Source organism: Bacillus sp. JZ105, assembly GCF_053903125.1.
The window spans coordinates 1,382,243-1,401,014 of the sequence record NZ_CP096387.1 but is presented as its reverse complement, the minus strand read 5'-3'; the positions used below and the strand labels follow the sequence as shown (position 1 = coordinate 1,401,014).

At 40.3% G+C, this 18,772-nt stretch carries 23 protein-coding genes; 5 read left to right on the top strand and 18 right to left on the bottom strand.

All coding sequences use genetic code 11. From position 1 onward, the window contains the following. The first annotated feature begins 15 nt into the window (after positions 1-15). Positions 16-933 (top strand): sigmaE regulated sporulation protein, encoded by a 918-nt coding sequence (locus tag M1D81_RS07130; protein ID WP_456265186.1) that lies wholly within the window; start codon positions 16-18, stop codon positions 931-933. Positions 934-1,056: 123 nt separating this feature from the next. Next, a protein-coding gene (locus M1D81_RS07125) for an IS3 family transposase (RefSeq protein WP_456265187.1) occupies positions 1,057-2,207 on the top strand; the annotation gives its coding sequence in 2 pieces (ribosomal slippage) (positions 1,057-1,330 and positions 1,330-2,207; 1,152 coding nt in all). Positions 2,208-2,270: 63 nt separating this feature from the next. Here M1D81_RS07125 and rok read toward each other — a convergent pair. The 3 genes from rok to ahpA all read right to left on the bottom strand — a co-directional run bounded on the left by rok (position 2,271) and on the right by ahpA (position 4,407). After that, positions 2,271-2,843 carry a transcriptional regulator Rok gene (rok, locus tag M1D81_RS07120; RefSeq protein ID WP_024426871.1) on the bottom strand — a complete coding sequence of 191 codons (573 nt, stop codon included), beginning with the start codon at positions 2,841-2,843 and terminating at the stop codon, positions 2,271-2,273. Positions 2,844-3,323: 480 nt separating this feature from the next. Then, positions 3,324-3,782, bottom strand: coding sequence for a TlpA family protein disulfide reductase (locus M1D81_RS07115; RefSeq protein WP_024424727.1), 459 nt, complete (start codon positions 3,780-3,782; stop codon positions 3,324-3,326). Positions 3,783-3,864: 82 nt separating this feature from the next. Continuing rightward, entirely contained in the window at positions 3,865-4,407 is a 543-nt protein-coding gene (gene ahpA, locus M1D81_RS07110; RefSeq protein ID WP_003211758.1) for a biofilm-specific peroxidase AhpA, read from the bottom strand. Positions 4,408-4,678: 271 nt separating this feature from the next. Here ahpA and M1D81_RS07105 point away from each other — a divergent pair, with 271 nt between their 5' ends. Next, positions 4,679-5,485 (top strand): mechanosensitive ion channel family protein, encoded by an 807-nt coding sequence (locus M1D81_RS07105; protein WP_456265188.1) that lies wholly within the window; start codon positions 4,679-4,681, stop codon positions 5,483-5,485. Positions 5,486-5,507: 22 nt separating this feature from the next. Here M1D81_RS07105 and M1D81_RS07100 read toward each other — a convergent pair whose 3' ends face one another. The 15 genes from M1D81_RS07100 to fadH all read right to left on the bottom strand — a co-directional run bounded on the left by M1D81_RS07100 (position 5,508) and on the right by fadH (position 17,116). After that, entirely contained in the window at positions 5,508-5,750 is a 243-nt protein-coding gene (locus M1D81_RS07100; protein WP_003211408.1) for a YkuS family protein, read from the bottom strand. A gap of 50 nt (positions 5,751-5,800) precedes the next feature. After that, a complete protein-coding gene (locus tag M1D81_RS07095) occupies positions 5,801-6,931 on the bottom strand; it encodes an N-acetyldiaminopimelate deacetylase (protein ID WP_456265189.1) in 1,131 nt (376 codons plus the stop codon). A gap of 282 nt (positions 6,932-7,213) precedes the next feature. After that, on the bottom strand, positions 7,214-7,924 hold the full coding sequence (gene dapD, locus M1D81_RS07090) for a 2,3,4,5-tetrahydropyridine-2,6-dicarboxylate N-acetyltransferase (RefSeq protein ID WP_008347987.1): 711 nt from the start codon (positions 7,922-7,924) through the stop codon (positions 7,214-7,216). A 109-nt stretch (positions 7,925-8,033) separates the two neighbouring features. Beyond that, positions 8,034-8,492: a flavodoxin gene (locus M1D81_RS07085; protein WP_024424724.1), complete on the bottom strand. Its 459-nt coding sequence runs from the start codon at positions 8,490-8,492 to the stop codon at positions 8,034-8,036. 16 nt (positions 8,493-8,508) lie between these two features. After that, the gene (locus M1D81_RS07080; RefSeq protein ID WP_456265190.1) at positions 8,509-9,402 is read right to left on the bottom strand and encodes a WD40/YVTN/BNR-like repeat-containing protein; all 894 of its coding nucleotides are present in this window, start codon (positions 9,400-9,402) and stop codon (positions 8,509-8,511) included. Further along, the gene (locus M1D81_RS07075; protein ID WP_456265191.1) at positions 9,392-9,868 is read right to left on the bottom strand and encodes a flavodoxin; all 477 of its coding nucleotides are present in this window, start codon (positions 9,866-9,868) and stop codon (positions 9,392-9,394) included. Before M1D81_RS07075 ends, M1D81_RS07080 begins: the two co-directional genes overlap by 11 nt. Before the next feature lie 183 nt (positions 9,869-10,051). Further along, the gene (locus M1D81_RS07070) at positions 10,052-10,474 is read right to left on the bottom strand and encodes a DUF4275 family protein (protein WP_456265192.1); all 423 of its coding nucleotides are present in this window, start codon (positions 10,472-10,474) and stop codon (positions 10,052-10,054) included. A 76-nt stretch (positions 10,475-10,550) separates the two neighbouring features. Continuing rightward, complete coding sequence (locus M1D81_RS07065; RefSeq protein WP_024424721.1) at positions 10,551-11,432, bottom strand: LysR family transcriptional regulator; 882 nt, start codon at positions 11,430-11,432, stop codon at positions 10,551-10,553. A 96-nt stretch (positions 11,433-11,528) separates the two neighbouring features. After that, a complete protein-coding gene (gene cbpB, locus M1D81_RS07060; RefSeq protein WP_456265193.1) occupies positions 11,529-11,972 on the bottom strand; it encodes a cyclic-di-AMP-binding protein CbpB in 444 nt (147 codons plus the stop codon). A 147-nt stretch (positions 11,973-12,119) separates the two neighbouring features. Further along, positions 12,120-12,311, bottom strand: a complete 192-nt coding sequence (abbA, locus tag M1D81_RS07055) for an antirepressor AbbA (RefSeq protein ID WP_003210802.1) — start codon at positions 12,309-12,311, stop codon at positions 12,120-12,122. A gap of 149 nt (positions 12,312-12,460) precedes the next feature. Continuing rightward, positions 12,461-12,976: a ribonuclease H-like YkuK family protein gene (locus M1D81_RS07050; protein ID WP_456265194.1), complete on the bottom strand. Its 516-nt coding sequence runs from the start codon at positions 12,974-12,976 to the stop codon at positions 12,461-12,463. Between the two features lie 146 nt (positions 12,977-13,122). Continuing rightward, a complete protein-coding gene (locus tag M1D81_RS07045; RefSeq protein ID WP_003212254.1) occupies positions 13,123-13,365 on the bottom strand; it encodes a YkuJ family protein in 243 nt (80 codons plus the stop codon). 184 nt (positions 13,366-13,549) lie between these two features. Further along, a complete protein-coding gene (locus tag M1D81_RS07040; RefSeq protein ID WP_456265195.1) occupies positions 13,550-14,446 on the bottom strand; it encodes a manganese catalase family protein in 897 nt (298 codons plus the stop codon). A 620-nt stretch (positions 14,447-15,066) separates the two neighbouring features. Next, positions 15,067-16,287: an EAL domain-containing protein gene (locus tag M1D81_RS07035; protein WP_024426863.1), complete on the bottom strand. Its 1,221-nt coding sequence runs from the start codon at positions 16,285-16,287 to the stop codon at positions 15,067-15,069. Between the two features lie 64 nt (positions 16,288-16,351). After that, positions 16,352-17,116 (bottom strand): 2,4-dienoyl-CoA reductase, encoded by a 765-nt coding sequence (fadH, locus tag M1D81_RS07030; RefSeq protein ID WP_024426862.1) that lies wholly within the window; start codon positions 17,114-17,116, stop codon positions 16,352-16,354. Between the two features lie 138 nt (positions 17,117-17,254). Here fadH and M1D81_RS07025 point away from each other — a divergent pair, with 138 nt between their 5' ends. Together M1D81_RS07025 and M1D81_RS07020 are read left to right on the top strand one after the other, a co-directional pair. Next, complete coding sequence (locus tag M1D81_RS07025; RefSeq protein ID WP_456265196.1) at positions 17,255-18,112, top strand: metallophosphoesterase; 858 nt, start codon at positions 17,255-17,257, stop codon at positions 18,110-18,112. 155 nt (positions 18,113-18,267) lie between these two features. After that, complete coding sequence (locus M1D81_RS07020; RefSeq protein WP_034623332.1) at positions 18,268-18,765, top strand: L,D-transpeptidase family protein; 498 nt, start codon at positions 18,268-18,270, stop codon at positions 18,763-18,765. Positions 18,766-18,772 lie beyond the last annotated feature (7 nt).

The window sequence follows — 18,772 nt, the reverse complement described above, 5'->3', positions numbered from 1 at the left end:
AAGGAGGGTCTATCGATGAACAGGCGCCATGCTTCTCCCCTATTCCATGATTTATCTCAAGAGAATTTATACTTAAAAGCTGAAACTGCCAAATATCAACAAATGATCTCTGATTTACAGTCCTCATATACGTATTCTAAAAATAAGAAGTTAACTCAAGAATATCATGAGATGAAAAAGGATTTCACGCAATTAAAACAACAACTGGATGAAATGACCAATGACCAACACGATGCTGCCTCAAAAATACAGGAACTCTCCTACAGCAAATCAGAATTGTTACATAAAATTGTCCTTCTCCATGAGATGCTGCAAAAGGAAACCTATCATAGAAGAAAAGAAACCGAAGAAAAACACAGGCTGCATTTGAAAGTTGTCAAATATAAGGAAATCTCTCAACAATTAAATGAACGGATAGAGGATCAAGATAAACAGCTTGCAAAAGAGGAGAAAAAAGGAAATACTTTATCCGCAGTGATTGAAAAGCTGCAGCAAACATTGGGCGATAAAAATGCAGAGCTCTATGTATTACAGGAAGGCGTCAAACACCTTCAAGAACGTTTTTATGAGACACAAGAGAAATTGCTGCAAATTGAAAAAGCAAAAGAAGAGATTTTTTACGAAACGCTCACAAGCTATCAAAAACAGTTAGCAGAAAGCGAAGAATGGATCGCCTCTCATTTTGCTGATATTGACCAGTCAGCACAAACAAATGCACAGCCGTTCTCACGAGACCGCATCCTGCAAACGACAGAAGAAATCGAACCGATCTTGAAGAAACTCAACGAACAAGTTCAAATCCTTCAGGAACAAGTCGATGCAGTGCAGCGTAATGGAGAAGTCATGACAGTCAAAATCGACAGCTTCAAAAAACAGCGTGATCACCTGCCTAAGGAACGCAAAATTGTCTATACAGTTGATCAAAAGAAGTAATTCTCAAAATAAAAAACTGCTGGCTTTTAGGGACTGACCCCATAAGATGAGACAAATAAAAAACACCTTCAAGTTTGAAAACGGATCGTTGTGATCCGATATAAAACATGGAGGTGTTTTTCTATGGGGACAAGAGTGAGTTATCCGGTTGAAGTCAAACAGAAGGCTGTAGACATGAGATTGGCAGGCGTACCTATGAAAGAGATCATGCAAGAATTGAATATCAAAAATAAAACGCAGGTTCAAACATGGGTGAGGTGGCATCATGCTGGGGATACACACCGGTTCGAACAGCCTGTTGGAAAACAATATACCTATGGAAAGGGTCCCGAGTACTCTTCCGAATTAGAGAGACTGCGGGCAGAAAATCGCTATCTGAGTCAACAGAATGAAGTTTTAAAAAAGTACAACGAATTGGAAAGGAAGTTGATAAGGAAACGTCAATCAAACTGGTAGAAGAATTGCGCAAAAAGATGACAGTACAGGACATCTGTGTCCATTTAGGCATCTCACGCGCTTCGTTCTATAGATGGAAAAAGAATCTGACTCAGAATCATTCTAAAAGACAACTAGAGAAACAAATCGGCACGTTGTGCCGAGAGCACAAGTATCGATATGGATACCGAAAAATTACAGCCATACTAAAAGTGGGAATGCGTATTAACCATAAAACTGTTCAACGTATCATGCAGAAAAACCAGTGGCAATGCCGGGTTAAAATGAAAAAGCGTAAGAAGAATGGGCAACCCTATGCCGTGGCTGGTAATATACTCGATCGGAACTTTCAGTCTGATCGCCCTCTTGAAAAACTAGTAACGGACATCACGTATTTGCCTTATGGACAGAAACAATTGTACCTTTCCAGTATATTGGATTTATATAATGGAGAAGTGATTGCTTTTACGATTGGTGATAAGCAGGACACAGACTTTATCTTAAACACACTTGATCAGCTCCCAGCACTGCCTGAGAACTGCGTGTTACATAGCGACCAAGGTTCTGTGTATACATCTTACGAGTATCAGAAAGCTGTTCATATAAAAGGCATTACCATGAGCATGTCCCGTAAAGGGACACCCGCTGATAATGCCTCCATCGAATCGTTTCATTCCTCACTAAAGTCTGAAACGTTCTATCTTAACAGCATTGATCGAACTACGACCAACATCGTAGAACGCACTGTCAAAGAATACATTTATTATTATAACAACATTCGTATTCAAACGAAACTAAACAACCAATCACCGATAAACTATCGGCAATTGGCTGTATAAAGGTGTTTTGATCCCTGTCTCAATAACGGGGGTCAGTCCCTTTATGCCCAGCAGTTTTTTATTTTATTCGTCTTCTGTTTGAATGTCGCCTTCTAAAATATACTGTCCGCGATAAGGCTTCTTCACTTCAGGGTACATTTTAATTAAGCTTTGCATAAATGTTGTCATATTTGGGATTTCAAGACCGCTCTCTTTTTCGATCTCTTTTTGAAGCTCTGAGCTTTTAATCGCTGCATTATGACGTTTTAACGTTTTAATCGCAGCTTCACGAAGCTTCGCTGCCTTAGAGCCAGGACGAGCTGTGCCTCTTCTGCGTCTTGTCGATCCTTCAGGAATACCTACAGGTGCACCGTTTAGCTGTCCTGTTCCTAAAGAGGATGATTGTGGTTGTGCCGGCTGCTGATAGCTTCTCATTTCTTGCGCAGCAAGCTCAGCTAATACAGGCAGTGAATCCGTCTTTCTCTCTGTACGTACTTCTTTTTTTGTATCTGACACTAGACCTGTTCCTTGACGGTCTAATTCTCTTAATTTTGCATAAATCGCATCTCGCTCAATTTGATATTCACGGATGACCTTTACTTCTGCCTCGTTTAATTGTTCCAATCGTAAACGTAACGCTTCCCTCTCATTAAACAATGGATTTCCCCCTCATCATATAAAAAATATTCTATAGTAAATATTAGATTAGAAAACTAATTTTATCAACTATTTTTTTATCATTTTACAGTTTGCTAACAGATAGGTATTTTCAACTAAAATTTTGCCAAAGAGGAAAAATCGACATCCATTTCATTGCCACTATAGGCTTTTGACAAACCTTAAAATATTGTAAAAAAATTGAATAAACGCTTATACTACTTGATTTATATAGTTATTTACCTAACTGAAATTTCTTTTGTGCAAAAACGTTCTGAATAGTAAAAAGTTAAAATCTTTACATTTTCATTTCAAAACAAAAATGTAAATAGGTCGTTATACCTTTTTGTTTCAAGGATATTTTTTAATAAACTCCCTCATTTTCTCTTTTCTTAGGAATAACACCTACATAAAAACTCATCCGAATCCATATGCTTCCTATTTTTGTCCATGAAAAAACCCCCATTTATGGGGGGAAGCTTATTCTGCAGCCTTTTCAGACTCAGAAAGCACTCGATTGACACGTTTTTCAAGCATTTTCATTCCGCTTCCGCCGGCTTGGAAGTGGCGCAAAGCACCTGTTTTATCAAATACATAATATGCCGGTACATATTCGTTTTCAAAGGCTTCTGTTAAGTGATGATCACTGTCCACAAAGATTGGCTGTGTGATTTCATGCTCTTTCGCAACTTCTTTGATTTTTTCTAGATCTAGGTCATCTTCTGAACGAGGCATATGAACTGCCACAACGTTTAGTTGATCCTTGTATTCATCACGGAATTGATTGACTTGAGGCATTGCCTCTTTACAAAGATGACAGCTGACTGACCAGAAATGAATCAATGTTGGTTTGTCACCAATCAAGTCTTCTTTTGTTACTTCTCCATTTAACCATTCTTTTGCACCAGTTAGTTCTGGCATTGGTTGACGTAATTTCATTATGAAGCGCCTCCATCCATTGTATGTGTCGAAACAAAAAGGTCTAACATCAGTTAGACCCTCCTGTTTCTTCAGTTATCAATTAAAGTGTTTTTTGACCAGGTTTCCAGTTCGCTGGGCAAAGTCCACCAGTTTGTAATGCTTGAAGAACACGTAATGTCTCATCTACATCACGACCGATATTGTTGTGGAATACTGTTTGGTATTGAAGTTCGCCTTCTGGGTTAATGATGAATAAACCCCGAAGAGCAATTCCTTCTTCTTCAATTAAAACGCCGTATTCTCTAGATACTGTGTGGTTAGTATCAGCAGCTAACGGGTATTTTAATTCACCTAGACCATTGTCTTTACGGTCTGTATTGATCCAAGCAAGATGCGTGTGGATTGTATCAGTAGATACACCAATGATTTCTGCATCTAAATCTTCGAACTCATCATAACGATCGCTCATTGCTGTAATTTCAGTTGGGCAAACAAATGTGAAATCCATTGGATAGAAGAAAAGAACTGTCCATTTGTCATTCTTCATGTTTTCCTCTAAACTTACTTTACCAAATTCCTTGTTAGCAAGTACTGCTTCCATTTCAAAACGTGGAGCTTGTTTTCCTACAAAACGCTCTGCCATATGTAAATCCCTCCAAAAAATAATATCTTTATACAGTCTTCTTAGCTGTATATAAAATGAGAATCAAAACTTAAAATTCTCATTTAGTTAATAACTTCACAATTACAATTATAATACTTATGCGATTTTTAGTCAATATTAATTAATAATAAATTTAATTAACGATTTGTCACAAGTCCTTCTCTGCTTATCAAAAGTTTAACATGACTTGCATAAGGGAACAAATGATTAGCTTCTCTTTTAGAGCATACATAGAAAGGTTTTGAAGATTATGAGAGCATTTCAACAAGTAGATTGGGTTTCCATTATCCTCAATAGCAGTATGATTTTGCTAAAACTAGTCGCCATTTTTGCTATTTACTTTATCATCAGAGCCATAGGAAACAAGATGATTAAGCGCGCCTATTCAACATTCGCTGAAAAGCATGAAGTCTCTTTATCAAGAGCTCAGACACTGCAAAGTTTGACGTTAAATATTTTCGCCTACTTATTGATTTTTATTCTAGTTGTGATGATCCTCGACTTATTTCATTATAACCCGACCGCTTTGCTGGCAGGTGCGGGCGTTGTGGGACTTGCGATCGGTTTTGGCGCTCAAGGGTTAGTGAGTGATATTGTGACCGGATTCTTTATATTATTGGAAAAACAATTTGATGTAGGAGAATATATAACGGTCGCTGGCTTTGATGGGATTGTCGAACAAATTGGCCTAAGAACCACGCAGCTTCGAAGCTTTGACGGCACCCTTCATTTCATTCCAAATCGCAGCATACTGAATGTGAGCAATCATTCAAGAGGGACGATGCAGGCACTCGTTGATATTGAGCTGTCACCGGATGAAAATGTGGATCAGATGATCACAGCCCTCCAAACTGCCTGTGATGAAGTGCGGGAGGAAACTCCGCAAATTATCGAAGGTCCTCAAGTTGTCGGCGTGGAGGCGTTCGGTTCCTCTTCCCTTGTGCTGCGCATCATAGCGAAAACTGAAACAATGGAGCAATGGCGAGTAGAACGAATCTTGCGCAAAAAAATGAAAGAAGTACTCGATATAAAAAAGCAAAAAGAACCGGGATCATAATCTACCGGTTCTTTTTCTTGTTTTATTGAACACGCTGTTCTACTTCTTGGCAAATTTCATCAGCCGTCATACCTGATGCTGTAATAACAGATGCCTTTGTTGTTGTGTCTGAAATGCCAAGAACATTTGAATCTAGTCCTGTGACGACATAACAGTCACACTGATCCATTTGCTGTTCATTTTGAATACGTACGACATCATACCCTTTTTGCTTCAATAGTTCTTCTACATCGGATAAAGATGGTTCTACACCAATTCTTGTCATAATCAAGAACACCTCCTGTTCATAAGGTGTACAGGAGGCAGCTCGATTATTCATTCACCAGCTTGCTTTTTAAAATAAGCCGTCATGACATTCACAGCTGTTTCTATCGCGTTTTCATCAGGCTGGAGCTTTGCATGGTGCAGGCCGTATTCTGAATCGACCCCTAACCAAAACATGAAGCCGGGATACTTTTTCAGCATATAGCCAAAATCTTCTCCTGTCATGGCTTCTCTGCATTCTATCACATTCGCTAGCCCTTCTTCGGCTACATATGACATAAATTCCTCAGTCAAATCCTTTGAATTGTCCACTTCGTAATAAGAGGAAGGGTATTGAACGGTTGCCTTGCATTCGTAGCCAATTTCAATGCCTTTTGCCAGTGCTTCAATTCTCTTTCTCACCTTGTCCATAGACTCTGGGGATAGTGTGCGAATGGTACCGTCAAGCTTTGCATGCTGCGCAATAATATTTTGAGCCGTTCCGCCGGTAATCGTGCCGACTGTAATGACCGCACTATCAAGGGGATCGACATTACGCGAAATAACCGATTGCAGCTGACCTACAAGTGCACTTGCAGCAACAACCATATCATTGGCTAAATGAGGATATGCAGCGTGTCCGCCTTTTCCTTCAAGCTCAATCACAAGCTCACTCGTATTGGCAAATAACAAACCAGGCTTCGTAGCAATAGTTCCAACAGGATATTCAGGTGCAATATGCAGCGCTGTAATAAAGTCTGGCGTCCATTTTTTCAATACATCACTTGTAAGCATCGGTTCAGCTCCGCCTGGCCCTTCTTCTGCTGGCTGGAAAATAAATAATACGTCTTCTTTGATCGGTTCATGGACGAAATGATCAATGATACCAAGTGCAATGGTCATATGAAGGTCATGTCCACATGCATGCATCTTTCCTTCATGCACAGATTCAAATGGATACCCTGTTTCCTCAGGAATAGACAGTCCGTCCATATCTGCACGATAAGCAAATACGCGCGTTGGATTTGTTCCCTTCACTTTCACAAAAAGCCCAGTTCGCCACGTTTCAATCTCAACTCGATCTTTTGAATAGGTATTAAGGTGCTGAATGAGATACGCTTGTGTTTTAAATTCTTGGAAACCAAGCTCAGGGATTTGGTGTAAATCTCTTCGAATGGATATTAATTGCTCACGATTTAACAAGTGAACTCACTTCCTTTCTTCTATACGAATAAGACGTGGATATCTCATCCACGTCTCAGCGTGTAGACAAACCCTCGCATTCGTTGTCAGCTCTGCGCGCTGGTGCTCACGAATGTCAAATTCGCTCCGCTCCAGTGCTCGAGCTTCCTAGACTTCAAAGGTTTTCTTTCACGCTGAAAAGAAGACAAAGGGCTAAAATAAAGATCATTTTAGCCCTTTGTCAACAACCTGAGACGTGGATATCTCATCCACGTCTTTGTCTTCAGCTGCGAATTATATAAATTAAAGCTGACGCAGTTCTTGTTTAATTTCAGTCTTACCTTTTGTTTTCTCATCAATGTCTTTGATTTTCTTAGCAGGTGTACCTGCTACAACTGTGTAAGGCTCTACATCGTTCACAACGATTGCACCTGCAGCTACTACTGCACCTTTACCAATTGTCACGCCTTCTAGAACAACAGCGTTCGCACCGATAACAACGTCATCTTCTACAACAACTGGTTTAGCAGACGGCGGCTCAATGACACCTGCAAGAACAGATCCAGCACCGATATGACAGTTCTTACCTACTGTCGCACGGCCTCCAAGCACCACGTTCATGTCAATCATCGTACCTTCGCCGATCACAGAACCGATATTAATAGAAGCACCCATCATAATGACTGCATTATCACCGATTTCAACTTGGTCACGAATGATTGCCCCTGGCTCAATACGGGCTTTAATGTTTTTCAAATCTAACATCGGAATTGCAGAGTTGCGGCGGTCATTTTCCACGACAACATCTTCAATTTTATCTTTGTTAGATGCCAGCGCTTCTTGAATTTCGCTCCACTCACCGAAAACAACTCCAGTGTTTCCTGTGATAAATGTTTTTGCATGTTCACCAAACTCAATACCTTCTAAGTCACCTTTGATATAGACTTTGACAGGTGTTGATTTTGTACTATTTTGAATAAATGAAATAATTTCATTAGCGTCCATTTGTTTCATGTATGTATGTCCTCCTCTTAATTTATACTTCATTACTGTACCAAAGGAGTGTTTTAATGACAAGTGAAAGAGTCATCTCCGTAATGGAAAATAAAACAAGCGGGACCGATTATCCCGCTTCTTGCTGGTGAAGCTGAACAAATTGTCTGCCAAAAGAAATTAATTCGTCTTCTTCCTCACCTTCTGGATTCAGCTCAATCTTAACTGAGGGCAGGACAATGTCACCGCCAAGCTCCTTCACTTTTTCTTCAATTAGGTCAACAGCTCCGCAAAAATGTTCGTAAGATGTATCGCCAGAACCAAATACTGCAAATGCTTTTCCCGTTAAATCAAGCTCTTCCATTTCTTCATATAAATCAATAAAATCATCCGGAAGATCGCCATCTCCCCATGTATACGCACCTAACATAATATGCGAGTAATCATTGAGCAGCTCGGCATCAATATCCATCGCTTCATGCCGGTCTACGCTGGCTCCTGCTTCCGTTATACCTTTTTCAATTAAATCTGCCATCGCTTCTGTATTTCCAGACATCGTGGCATATACCAATAAAACCTTTTCTGTCACTTTTTCTTCCTCCTTATCAATGAATCAATGCAGGCTCCTCATATGGCCTGACAAACTTACTTTCATATAAACCCGCACAGAAAAAGTTTTCGTTTTGATTGGCTACACGAAAACCATGTCCTTTGATCGTATCAAACCATTTGAGCTCTTTTTGCTCAATATCAAGCTGATACACTTTAGAAAATCCGTGTTCGTCTTGTGAGGTGGTCACATACACAATGCCATTATCCTCTGACACATCCAAAAATGATTCTTCTCTAGCAAAGGCCTGTGATTGAATATCATGCAGTATATTTGTATGTAAATCTAAAATTTGAACAGATCCTTTTTTGCCTTTTTTTGAACCTAACGCACAAACAAGAAGATGTTCGTGACAGAGCAGCATAGAAGCCGTCATGCGGTGCTCCTCTCTGTTTAGAAGAAAAATCTGTTCACTCTTTAAGTCATACATCCATATTCCTCCGTGAACCTCATGAATCTGTGTTCCAATATAAAGATGGTCACCTGCAGCACATAAAGAACGAATGACCGGCGGATGATTCACATGAGCAAATGGCTTCATAATTTCCCAGGAAATTCCGAAATCATTTGACACATAGATACTATGTTTTCCATGCGCACATACAAACCCATCTTTGCGTCCTGTAATAGACCAAACGACTGCATTTGTTGGGAATGAAGATAACGCCCATGTGTTGCCTTCATCTCCTGATCTAATTACTGTGCCATTTTCACCAACACCGAATAAATAAGGGCCAATATAGCTGATCGCATGGATTTTATGCTTGAGCTTAAACAGCTGCTGCCATCCGCTCTCCACACTATAGTGAAAAATACCTTCACGTTTTACAGCAACAAAGTATCCACCACTTTTAGATGCTGCAACGGCTGTTGCTCCTTTATGAAACATGATTTTCAACTCGTTTCTCAGATAAAGCAGCCCACGTTAAAAAGCTTGCAGCAAATTCCTGACAGCACACCACATCTTCATCTGTATCCGGTGCAAGCTCCATTTTTAATGTTTCAGGAAAAACAGATGCACCCGTTGATTTCAGCATGTCATGGAATGTATGGACAGCCTCGCAAAACTTCGGATAGCTGTAATCACCCGATCCAAAGACAGCTGCTTTAATGTGGCTAAGTTCAAGAGTAGAGACCTCTTCATAAAAATCCTCTGCTTCATAAGGCAAATCTCCATCACCCCATGTATAAGAACCAATGAATACGTAATCGTATGAGGAAAGGTCTTCTGCATTCGTATCATCAAATTCCATCATTTCTGTATCGATCCCTTTTCCTTCAAGTGTTTGCTTTAAGATCGCTGCCATATCTTCCGTATTTCCAGACATACTCGCAAATGCAATTAGTGCTTTCATCTATCGGTCACCTCATCTAAATGATAATCATTTTCAATTATTATATGTACACTTTAAATGATAATGATTTTCATTGTCAAATGTTTTTATGAAAAGACATTGATCAACCAGCATCACTAAATAAAAAACCCGCTCATTCCAACTGGAAGGCGGGTGTTTTATGTCGAAAGGATCATGGCTTGATCATTCGCTCGTTTCTTCTATTTGAATAAAATATGGACCATAGTCTGTTTCATGCGTCATCACAAATGTCCATTTTTCATTCCAATCCATCACATACATATCGTTATAATCCATATTATCAGATTGATATGGTAAATCATTGATTGAAAGTGAGCTGGCATTTTCGAACAGATACGCCTCGTTCACAAATTGATAAAAAACAGTACATTTGTACTTTGGTTGTTTCAGAAATGCGTCAATCGCTTCATCTTTTTCAAGGCATGTAACCATTCCTGAGCTGCATAAATGCCATAGAAAGTCATCTATTGCCGCCTCTTTTTGTTCCTTGATTGACAAATGACGAGCAAAACGTTCACGCCATCTCGCGCGTAAATCATGTCCCCATTTCGGTTTGTTGATTTTGATCAACTGTTTGTTTCTCATTTGTTGAAATCGCTCCTCAAATAGTGTATGAAGTCGAAGGACTTAAAAAAGCACCTTCTTTCTTCCAAGAAGGTACTTACACGGCATCATTCTCAAGCATTTCTTTAACCACACCGACAAATGCTTGTACCTGTTTTAACTGAAAAGACGCTTCATAGCCTAGCAGCCATGTGTCACGGCCGATTTGCTCTCCGTTCACATCAACAAGCGGTGTTTTATAAACACTTTTTTCGTGGTCATATAAGGTAACAGAAGGCAAAATGGCGTAGCCGATGCCGTGGTAGGCCATTTGTTTACATGTTTCAATTTGGTCTACTAAAATCGTCTGCTTTGGAGACACTTTAAACTTTTGGTGCCACCAGTGCTGGATTTCCTGATAATATGTGCTGTCGCTTTTAAATTGGATAAATGGCCGCTCTGTCTTAATTAATTCATCTACGTCCTTGATCACGGAATCGACTAAATATAAATGATCTGTCATCAAGTATTCCTTTGTTCCCTTCCAATCAGGGTTTCCGCGAATGATTCCTATGTGCACATGGTCTTCATACAAGCTTTTGAGCATTTCACTGCTCCAGCCAGTAACGAGTGATACTTTGGCATTTGGATATTTTTCAACATACCGCTTTAACACCTTAGGCAGCCAGTGCTGTCCAATAATCGACGCCACCGCAAGCTTGAGTGTACCGTGAATGTCACCCTCAAGTTCATCAATCCGCTCTCTCACTCGATCCTGTTCAACCGTCACCTCTTTTGCAAATTGAATAATCTGTTCACCTGCCGAAGTCACGGTCAGCCCCTTTTGTGAACGAAAAAAGATTTTGGTTCCCCATTCCTTTTCGATCGTCTGCAATCTTTGAGATAATGCAGGCTGAGAGACAAAGAGCCGTTCCGAAGCCTTTCTCATATTCAATTCTTCACTTAGCACAACAAGCATATGTAACTCTTGAAGCTGCATGGGCGTCCCCTTTCTCTCTATAAGTTTTTCTTATTTTATATGCTCATTATATAAATTTTAACTTATGAAGGCAAAAAAAATAAGCTGGGCTGCAGCTCATTTTTTTGCGGAATGAATGACCTCATTTAAGCGCTTTAATACAACTCGTCGAGTAAAAATGCCTTCAAAGACCTGCTCCTCATTTTCTACACAAACAAATCCATTATTCGTCACAGCATGAACGCCTTTTAGTACAGGATCTTTTGTTTTAAGTCTCGGAATATCCGTCAGCATGACCTCTTCAACCTTCAACTGGTCGAGCTTCTCGAATTCGATTCGTTCTAAACCGAAGATTTTATCCATAATCATATTCGTTCCAATTAACCCGTGTAAATGATAAGAAGCGTCTAATACCGGTATGGCTGTATATCCTGTTTTTGTTAGAACCAATAGGGCATGCTCAAGGTTATTTCCAATTTGAACATGTGCGACTTTATCTGCATCAATCATATGCTCGGCTACTGTGGACTCAAGCAATTGAGTCGGTTCTATCTCTATCATGTTTCTTCGACCCCTTTTCTCTCAATCATCAATCATACATTCCCCATTACGATTAAGCATAAACTAAAACGAATTTTGTCGAAAGATTTTTTCTGCATAAAAAAGATACTCAGCCCCCGAGTATCTAATAGAATGTTAAAACCAATATTAATTCTCAAACCTTACTCTGTCATACAATGTGATCAATTGCTTATACGTATTGTCGTCGACATTTTTTGTTCCACATTCTATATCATTGATCTCACTGCTTAGTAATTCGACAGCATATTCCTGATTCAGCAATACGTTTAATAATAGCTTTTTCTCTTCTTCATTAAAACGATTTTCGATGACGCTCATTCAACATCAGGCCCCCTGTTTCATATATGCTTTTATATTGATTAGCAGGCTTTTGAATGTCTGCTTCCTCTCTATACAGCTAGAATAAGGAACTAGAATCGAATCGTCAACCGCACGTTTCGACAAGGTTTGGAGAAAAATGACGGAATTTATTTTGTGTATCGATTGGCATAGCAAAATGCTGCATATGAGTCGGGTTTTATTTTTGCTTCAATTCCCATAGCTGTGATCATTCCGGTCATTTCCTGAATCAGCTCTTTCGTACTTCCTTTTTTGCCAATATCCAGATGGGCTTCAAAACGAAGGTCTGCCCCTTCCTCAGCAAACGGAAGAAGCAAATCCATCAGTTCTGTTAAAGGCCCCTCAAGGATGTCTGCACATACCTTTTGGCTAAACGCTGTCTCTAATGAAATTTTTTCTCTAAGACTTTTCACGGGTCTCTCGATCACTTGTTGTGTGAGACAGCCCCAAGCTCCTTTGCCAATCCGGTGGAGATGAATTGCAGTCATAAATGTTGTGACATTTTGATTGACCTGAGAGTCCGTACCAATTGATAACAAATAGGCGGATCTAGGGTCTTTTCGAATAAAGTCTTTCATTCTCATGACGACATCAGAAAACGCTAAACGATCTTCAGAAAGATTGTAGAAAAAAGAATCACTCACAGAAAGGAACTCCTTTTTAATGGTCTCTTATCCGAAAAATGCGCTGATTGATCATCTTCCATTTGTACATATCATCTATGATGATCCATGTATGCTGCCGCAATAAACGAAGGAATCCTCAGAAAAAACATTTCATACGATTCAGCTTAGGATTGTAGAAGCTCAAAAATCTCAATCGAAATCATATCAATGTTGTCAAATGGGAAAGTATTTGGCTTATCCCCTTGTTGAAAAACAGTCAATTCAAACGTTTGATTCTTTTCGAAATACTTAACACTACAGATTTTCTCACCGTTCACTTCGAAATAACGCTGTGCCGGCTCGTTTGCAGCTTCTGCTGTCTCTTGAAGACTTTGCAGCCTTGTAATAATACCCATTAATTGTGACATTCTAAAAAAAGACTCCTTTCAAAAAAACAACTCAAGATGAACCCGTATTGATTATACACAAGTCCTACAAAGCATCATACCATAAAGTGTTCTCAGATGATATTTTTCCTCTTGAATTCAAAAAAAGAAAAAGAATCTGTTTTTTTAGTTTGAGTCTTTTTTCTCATCTCATGCACTATGATTTTTATAAACCAGCAGATCTCATCAGTCGTTTCGCAATTTCGTCAAAATCCTCTTTTGAAATGCCTGGAGCAAACTCTTCCGGTAATTCTCTATAATCTGGCACAGGTGCACCTTGCGGAGTGCCCTCAATGACTGTCAGCGGCTTTCCATCAATCGGATGATTGCCTTTCCAAATTTTATTGATATCCTTGTAATCCGTATCACTAAATGTATACAGCTTTGTATGAATATTCTGATCTTCAAATTTTCTCGCTGAGTCAAAGTATTTGTTGTCGAGGTTTGGGATTGGCAGCATCTTCCCCACATCTACTCCTGTAGCGACTTCAAGTGCCTTTGCATATGCCACAATATGCACGCCGCCCCTGACAAGTAAATAACCGATCATCTCTCTTGCTGTAGGATGATCCGTCATTTCATATACGCGCATTTTGTGCGTACGTGCTCCGCACTCAAGAAAGAAATTATGGAGAAGATCAAGAATGAGGTTGCCACTTGAGAACACATTCTCTCCGGTCCAAGGTTTTGCCATTGAATCAAACGGATAGCCTGTTTGGGCTGTTTGAATAAAATGCTGTGTATTTCGTTTATCGACAGCTGCCTTCATCGGCGTCGTATCTGGATCCCCGCCATGGGTGGTTCCTGTAATCATGAGATTGATGGCTGTGGTGACAAGCTCAACATGACCGAATTCTTCAGCCGTAATACTGGATACGAGGTCATAAAACGGTTTGAGTTTTCGTTTTCCTCTAAAGTTAAAGGATTGAAACATGTAATTATTTAATGTGGACATTTCACCGAATTTTCCGCCGAGTAATTCTTGCACAGCAGCGGCACCATTTGCATCTGGGTGATCTGGTCTTGGCAAATCAATGAGCAGCCGCGTGTCACGTTTGATCATGATGTTTCCCTCCTACCGTCTAACTATCATCACTTAAGATGTATGGAAGGTTTGGGCTGTCCTATGCATGAAGGGAAAGATTGAAGCACAAAAAAAACTTGGCGGGGGTAGCGCCAAGTTTTTTGGATCTTGATCTGATAGAGGGGTTGGGGAACAGAGAGTAGCTTCTCTCTATAACTAAATGATAATGATTATCAGTTTCATTGTCAACCATTTTTTATTTCTTTTTTCTATCAAAAAAAGCAGCCTGTAAGGCTGCCCAGATTGTTGACAAAGAGCTAAAATGATCTTTATTTTAGCTCTTTGTCTTCCTTTCAGCGTGATAGAAAACCTTTGAAGTCTAGGAAGGACGAGCACCGGAGCGGAGCGAATTTGACATTCGTGAGCACCAGCGCGCAGGACTGACAACGAATGCGAGGGTTTGTCTACACGCTGAGCAGCCTGTAAGGCTGCCAGATTGATGACAAAAGGCTAAAATGCCTTTTGTTTATATTTCAGCGTGATAAAAAACCTTTGAAGTCTAGGAAGGGCGAGTACCGGAGCGGAGCGAATTGTCCATTCGCGGGCACTGGCACGCAGGACTGACAACGAATGCGGGGGTTTGTCTTCACGCCGCGTCTTCAAATTAATCCATCTTGCTCATATAAATAAGCATACGGAAGGTCTATAAACAAATACATATCTCCCTCTAAAGGATAAGAAAACGTACGTATCCTCTCACCGGTTTCTAAATCACTGTAAATATCGCTGAAAAATCCTTTTCCGCTAATTCTCATTTGAAGAATATTTGCTAGGAAATAAGGACGCCAGCTCCAGTTTTTTTCGATATACTCCGGCTGAAACAGCCATTCTTCTTCTTTTTTGAACACATTTCCAGTGATTTGAAAGCCTTCTTCATTACACATATAAATCCGGAAGCTGCAATCTGTTAGTTCAAGTGCCAGTTTTTGAATGAGCTCATCATTTGTGCTGCATGATTTCTTTAAAGTCGTAACAGCTTGATGAATTCGTTTATAAAATGTTTCAGAATGTTCGTAGACCGCTTGCAGCTTCTTTTTCTCATGGGCAATAAATTGCTGAAATTCTTCTCTAAGCTGATCTTTTCGGTGGCTTCGGTCGATTAATTCTCCTGCAGGCTCATGAAGATAGAACCCTTGAAAATATCTTCCGCCATTTCTCCAAGCATACTGCAGCTGGAAATTTGCTTCAATATCCTCATAAATTAAGGCAGCTCCTATTTTTCTTGCAAGCAATGAAATGCTGTACAAGACATATTCATAGGAAGGAGACGGAGCCGATGCCTTTAATGCCTGTAAATCTATTTTTAATAAATCAGGTGAAAGCAAGGCAATCCGGTCCAGATTACTGCTTTCTTTTCCTATATTTGAGACGGCGATTTTAATCCCATATGTACGATAATACGTTAACGTATGGTATAGCTGTTCAATGTCGCCGCTAAACGTATGCTCTGCAAACTCAATAACAAACCGGTTAAGCTGAATGCCCCTTGCTTCATATTCCTTTAAAAGTTCTAAAAAGCTTTCTCCATGATCCAGCATGAGGATATTGGCATCATGATTAATAAAAATGAGCAAATCGTCATCTGCAGTTGTGAAGAGATCAAGTGCTTGAGTCAATACTTTGTGATCTACTTCCAATTTATATTCGTCAGGAATAGATGAATCCGTAAAGAAGGAGCCTAGGCTGACCGTTTCTGACTCAAGCTTCATTCTTCCTAGAATCTCATAGCCTATCACTTTTTGCTCTTCCGCACTGAATATTGCTTGATAGTGCGGGAAAACATCTTCAATATTCGTTAAAATATCCAATGGATCGACCATTTTCATCACCTGCTTCTCTCTTTGTGTGATTATACCACATCAAAAGCAGGTCTTACATCGTCAATCAAAATGGTGATTGGTTGAGCCATTGTCCCCCATCCATCGTGATACAATCTCCATTTATATAAGACGCATGCTCAGACAATAAAAAGCTCGCAAGCGCTGCAATTTCCTCAGGTGTGCCCAGTCTTCCAAGAGGAACACTATCTAATGTTCTTTGCGCTGCCTCTTCAGATTCCCATAGTTTATCTGCACCGCCTGTTCTCTCAATTGGACCTGGTGCGATCGCATTGACGCGAATTCGATATTGCTTCCCCCATTCCACAGCAAGCGTTCGAGTGAGAGACAACACACCAGCCTTTGCTGCCGCCGAATGCGCCACGCCTACACCAGCACCCCATGCATAGGTGGCCACCATGTTAATCATACTTCCCCTTTTCTTTTGACGAATCCAGTAATTCCCCACTGCATGGCTGCAAAAAAATGTACCATTTAACACAATATCAATGACAGCCTTCCAGCCGTTAGGAGACAGTTTTTCTGCTGGCACTAAAAAATTTCCTGCTGCGTTGTTAATGAGGGCATCGACATCACCGAATGTATCCACTGCAAACTTGACCATTTGGTCAGCATCCTCTGGGTTTCGTACATCCATTTGAAAATAAGCGACCGATCCGCCCTTCTGTTTCATTTCTTTTGCCGTCTTTTCCAGCGTCTCTTCCGTTCTACCAGTAATCACGACATTCCAGCCCTCTGCTGCCAAATGAGCAGCCATCGCCTTCCCCATACCGCTTGATCCCCCTGTGACAATCACTGTTTGTTTCGTCATTTGTTCTCCCCCTCTGTGTCATTTGAATGACTATTCATTCATTATTGTCTATCATATCATGATTGACCCTCGGTGCACCATATGGGAGATTATCCAAATATGATGCTATACTTAGATTTATTTATAAAGGAGTCTTATATGAAGCAGCTTTCCCGCAGACAATTTTTAAAAGGAGCAGCTGGTGCGAGTATTCTCGGTTTTTTGGCTACAAGTTGTGGATATGGATATGCCAGGTACATTGAGCCGCGCATGATCGATACCGTGTCACTGACCATTCAAGATGCTCAGCTTCCAGCTTCATTTGACCAGTTTAAAATCGCCCAATTTAGTGACGTTCATTTGAGTGATACATTCCCTGCGAAGGATCTAGAAGCCATTGTTCAGAAAATCAATGCTGCATCTCCAGATCTCATTGTGTTCACAGGTGATCTCGTTGATTTTCAAGCATCCTCTGAAGAGCATGAAAAAGCGAAGGCTTATTTGAATAAGCTTCATGCTCCGTTCGGTAAGCTTGCCATCTACGGAAATCATGACTACGGACCATTTGGCGTGGAGCTTTATGAGAAAACAATGGAGGCTTGTGGATTTACATTATGTAAAAATGATGTGTTTCTATTAGAAAAAGATCATGCGCATATTCAAATTGCTTCACTGGATGATCTCATGATGAGCGTGCCTGATTACGATTTGATCAAACGGGAAGTATCAACTGATTTATTTACGTTACTGCTCGTCCATGAGCCTGATGCCGCATTAGAGCTGAAAACAACACCTATTAACTTGCAGCTTTCCGGGCATACGCATGGCGGTCAAGTACAGCTGCCTTTCTATGGGCCGATTCTCACAGCACCTTACGGCCGTACATATGTAGAAGGTTTATACGGCAGCGATCAGCACCGCATCTATGTCAACCGTGGACTTGGAACAACGCGGCTGCCGCTTCGGTTTTTAGCCAAACCCGAGTTAACCTTTTTTACCTTGACATCTTGCGTATAAATAGAAGCCAAACCGCCCTCACCTGCATATGTATAATCAAGATCTTTCTCATGACAAATGTTAGGAGAAACCTTACGGAGCCTGATTCCGTCCATATAGTATGTTAAGTGACGGCATCATGGCTTCTTTTATTTGAGTAAAAGGAGTGTGCTTTGGTGCTTCGATACACGGTGAAAAGTGGAGAAACCCTTGCTTCTATAGCACTTGATTTTCGAACAACAACAGATGCCTTAAAGGCTGCAAATCCGTCACTTCAAGCTCGCGAGCCCGAACAAAATGAGGTCATCATCATTCCTGGTTTGCCGGATCCTAATACGATCCCTTACCGCATCTTTGTTTCGATTTCAACGAAACGTCTTGTTTTGTTTTCTGGATCACAGCTTATTCGTTCGTATCCGATTGCCACAGGGAAAATTTTAAATATGACACCGACAGGTTCTTATTATATTGTCAACAGACAGCCAAACCCAGGAGGTCCCTTTGGCGCTTATTGGCTGAGCCTCTCAAAAATTCATTACGGCATTCACGGTACGAATAACCCGTCTTCAATTGGTAAAGCTGTTTCTAGAGGATGCATTCGCATGTATAATCAGAATGTCATCGAGCTTGCTTCACTCGTTCCAAACGGAACACCTGTGACCATTAGCCAGTAGATGAAAT

Bases quoted from the DNA above. Each gene is read 5' to 3' on its own strand.
- M1D81_RS07115 (WP_024424727.1), bottom strand. From the start codon at position 3,782: ATGAAATTACGTCAACCAATGCCAGAACTAACTGGTGCAAAAGAATGG.
- M1D81_RS07105 (WP_456265188.1), top strand. From the start codon at position 4,679: ATGAGAGCATTTCAACAAGTAGATTGGGTTTCCATTATCCTCAATAGC.
- M1D81_RS07045 (WP_003212254.1), bottom strand. From the start codon at position 13,365: ATGTCACAATTAATGGGTATTATTACAAGGCTGCAAAGTCTTCAAGAG.
- M1D81_RS07025 (WP_456265196.1), top strand. From the start codon at position 17,255: ATGAAGCAGCTTTCCCGCAGACAATTTTTAAAAGGAGCAGCTGGTGCG.
- M1D81_RS07075 (WP_456265191.1), bottom strand. From the start codon at position 9,868: ATGAAAGCACTAATTGCATTTGCGAGTATGTCTGGAAATACGGAAGAT.
- M1D81_RS07080 (WP_456265190.1), bottom strand. From the start codon at position 9,402: ATGTTTCATAAAGGAGCAACAGCCGTTGCAGCATCTAAAAGTGGTGGA.
- M1D81_RS07065 (WP_024424721.1), bottom strand. From the start codon at position 11,432: ATGCAGCTTCAAGAGTTACATATGCTTGTTGTGCTAAGTGAAGAATTG.
- M1D81_RS07035 (WP_024426863.1), bottom strand. From the start codon at position 16,287: ATGGTCGATCCATTGGATATTTTAACGAATATTGAAGATGTTTTCCCG.
- M1D81_RS07130 (WP_456265186.1), top strand. From the start codon at position 16: ATGAACAGGCGCCATGCTTCTCCCCTATTCCATGATTTATCTCAAGAG.
- M1D81_RS07070 (WP_456265192.1), bottom strand. From the start codon at position 10,474: ATGAGAAACAAACAGTTGATCAAAATCAACAAACCGAAATGGGGACAT.
- M1D81_RS07040 (WP_456265195.1), bottom strand. From the start codon at position 14,446: ATGATCAAACGTGACACGCGGCTGCTCATTGATTTGCCAAGACCAGAT.
- dapD (WP_008347987.1), bottom strand. From the start codon at position 7,924: ATGAAACAAATGGACGCTAATGAAATTATTTCATTTATTCAAAATAGT.
- fadH (WP_024426862.1), bottom strand. From the start codon at position 17,116: ATGACGAAACAAACAGTGATTGTCACAGGGGGATCAAGCGGTATGGGG.
- abbA (WP_003210802.1), bottom strand. From the start codon at position 12,311: ATGAGCGTCATCGAAAATCGTTTTAATGAAGAAGAGAAAAAGCTATTA.
- ahpA (WP_003211758.1), bottom strand. From the start codon at position 4,407: ATGGCAGAGCGTTTTGTAGGAAAACAAGCTCCACGTTTTGAAATGGAA.
- cbpB (WP_456265193.1), bottom strand. From the start codon at position 11,972: ATGATAGAGATAGAACCGACTCAATTGCTTGAGTCCACAGTAGCCGAG.
- M1D81_RS07100 (WP_003211408.1), bottom strand. From the start codon at position 5,750: ATGACAAGAATTGGTGTAGAACCATCTTTATCCGATGTAGAAGAACTA.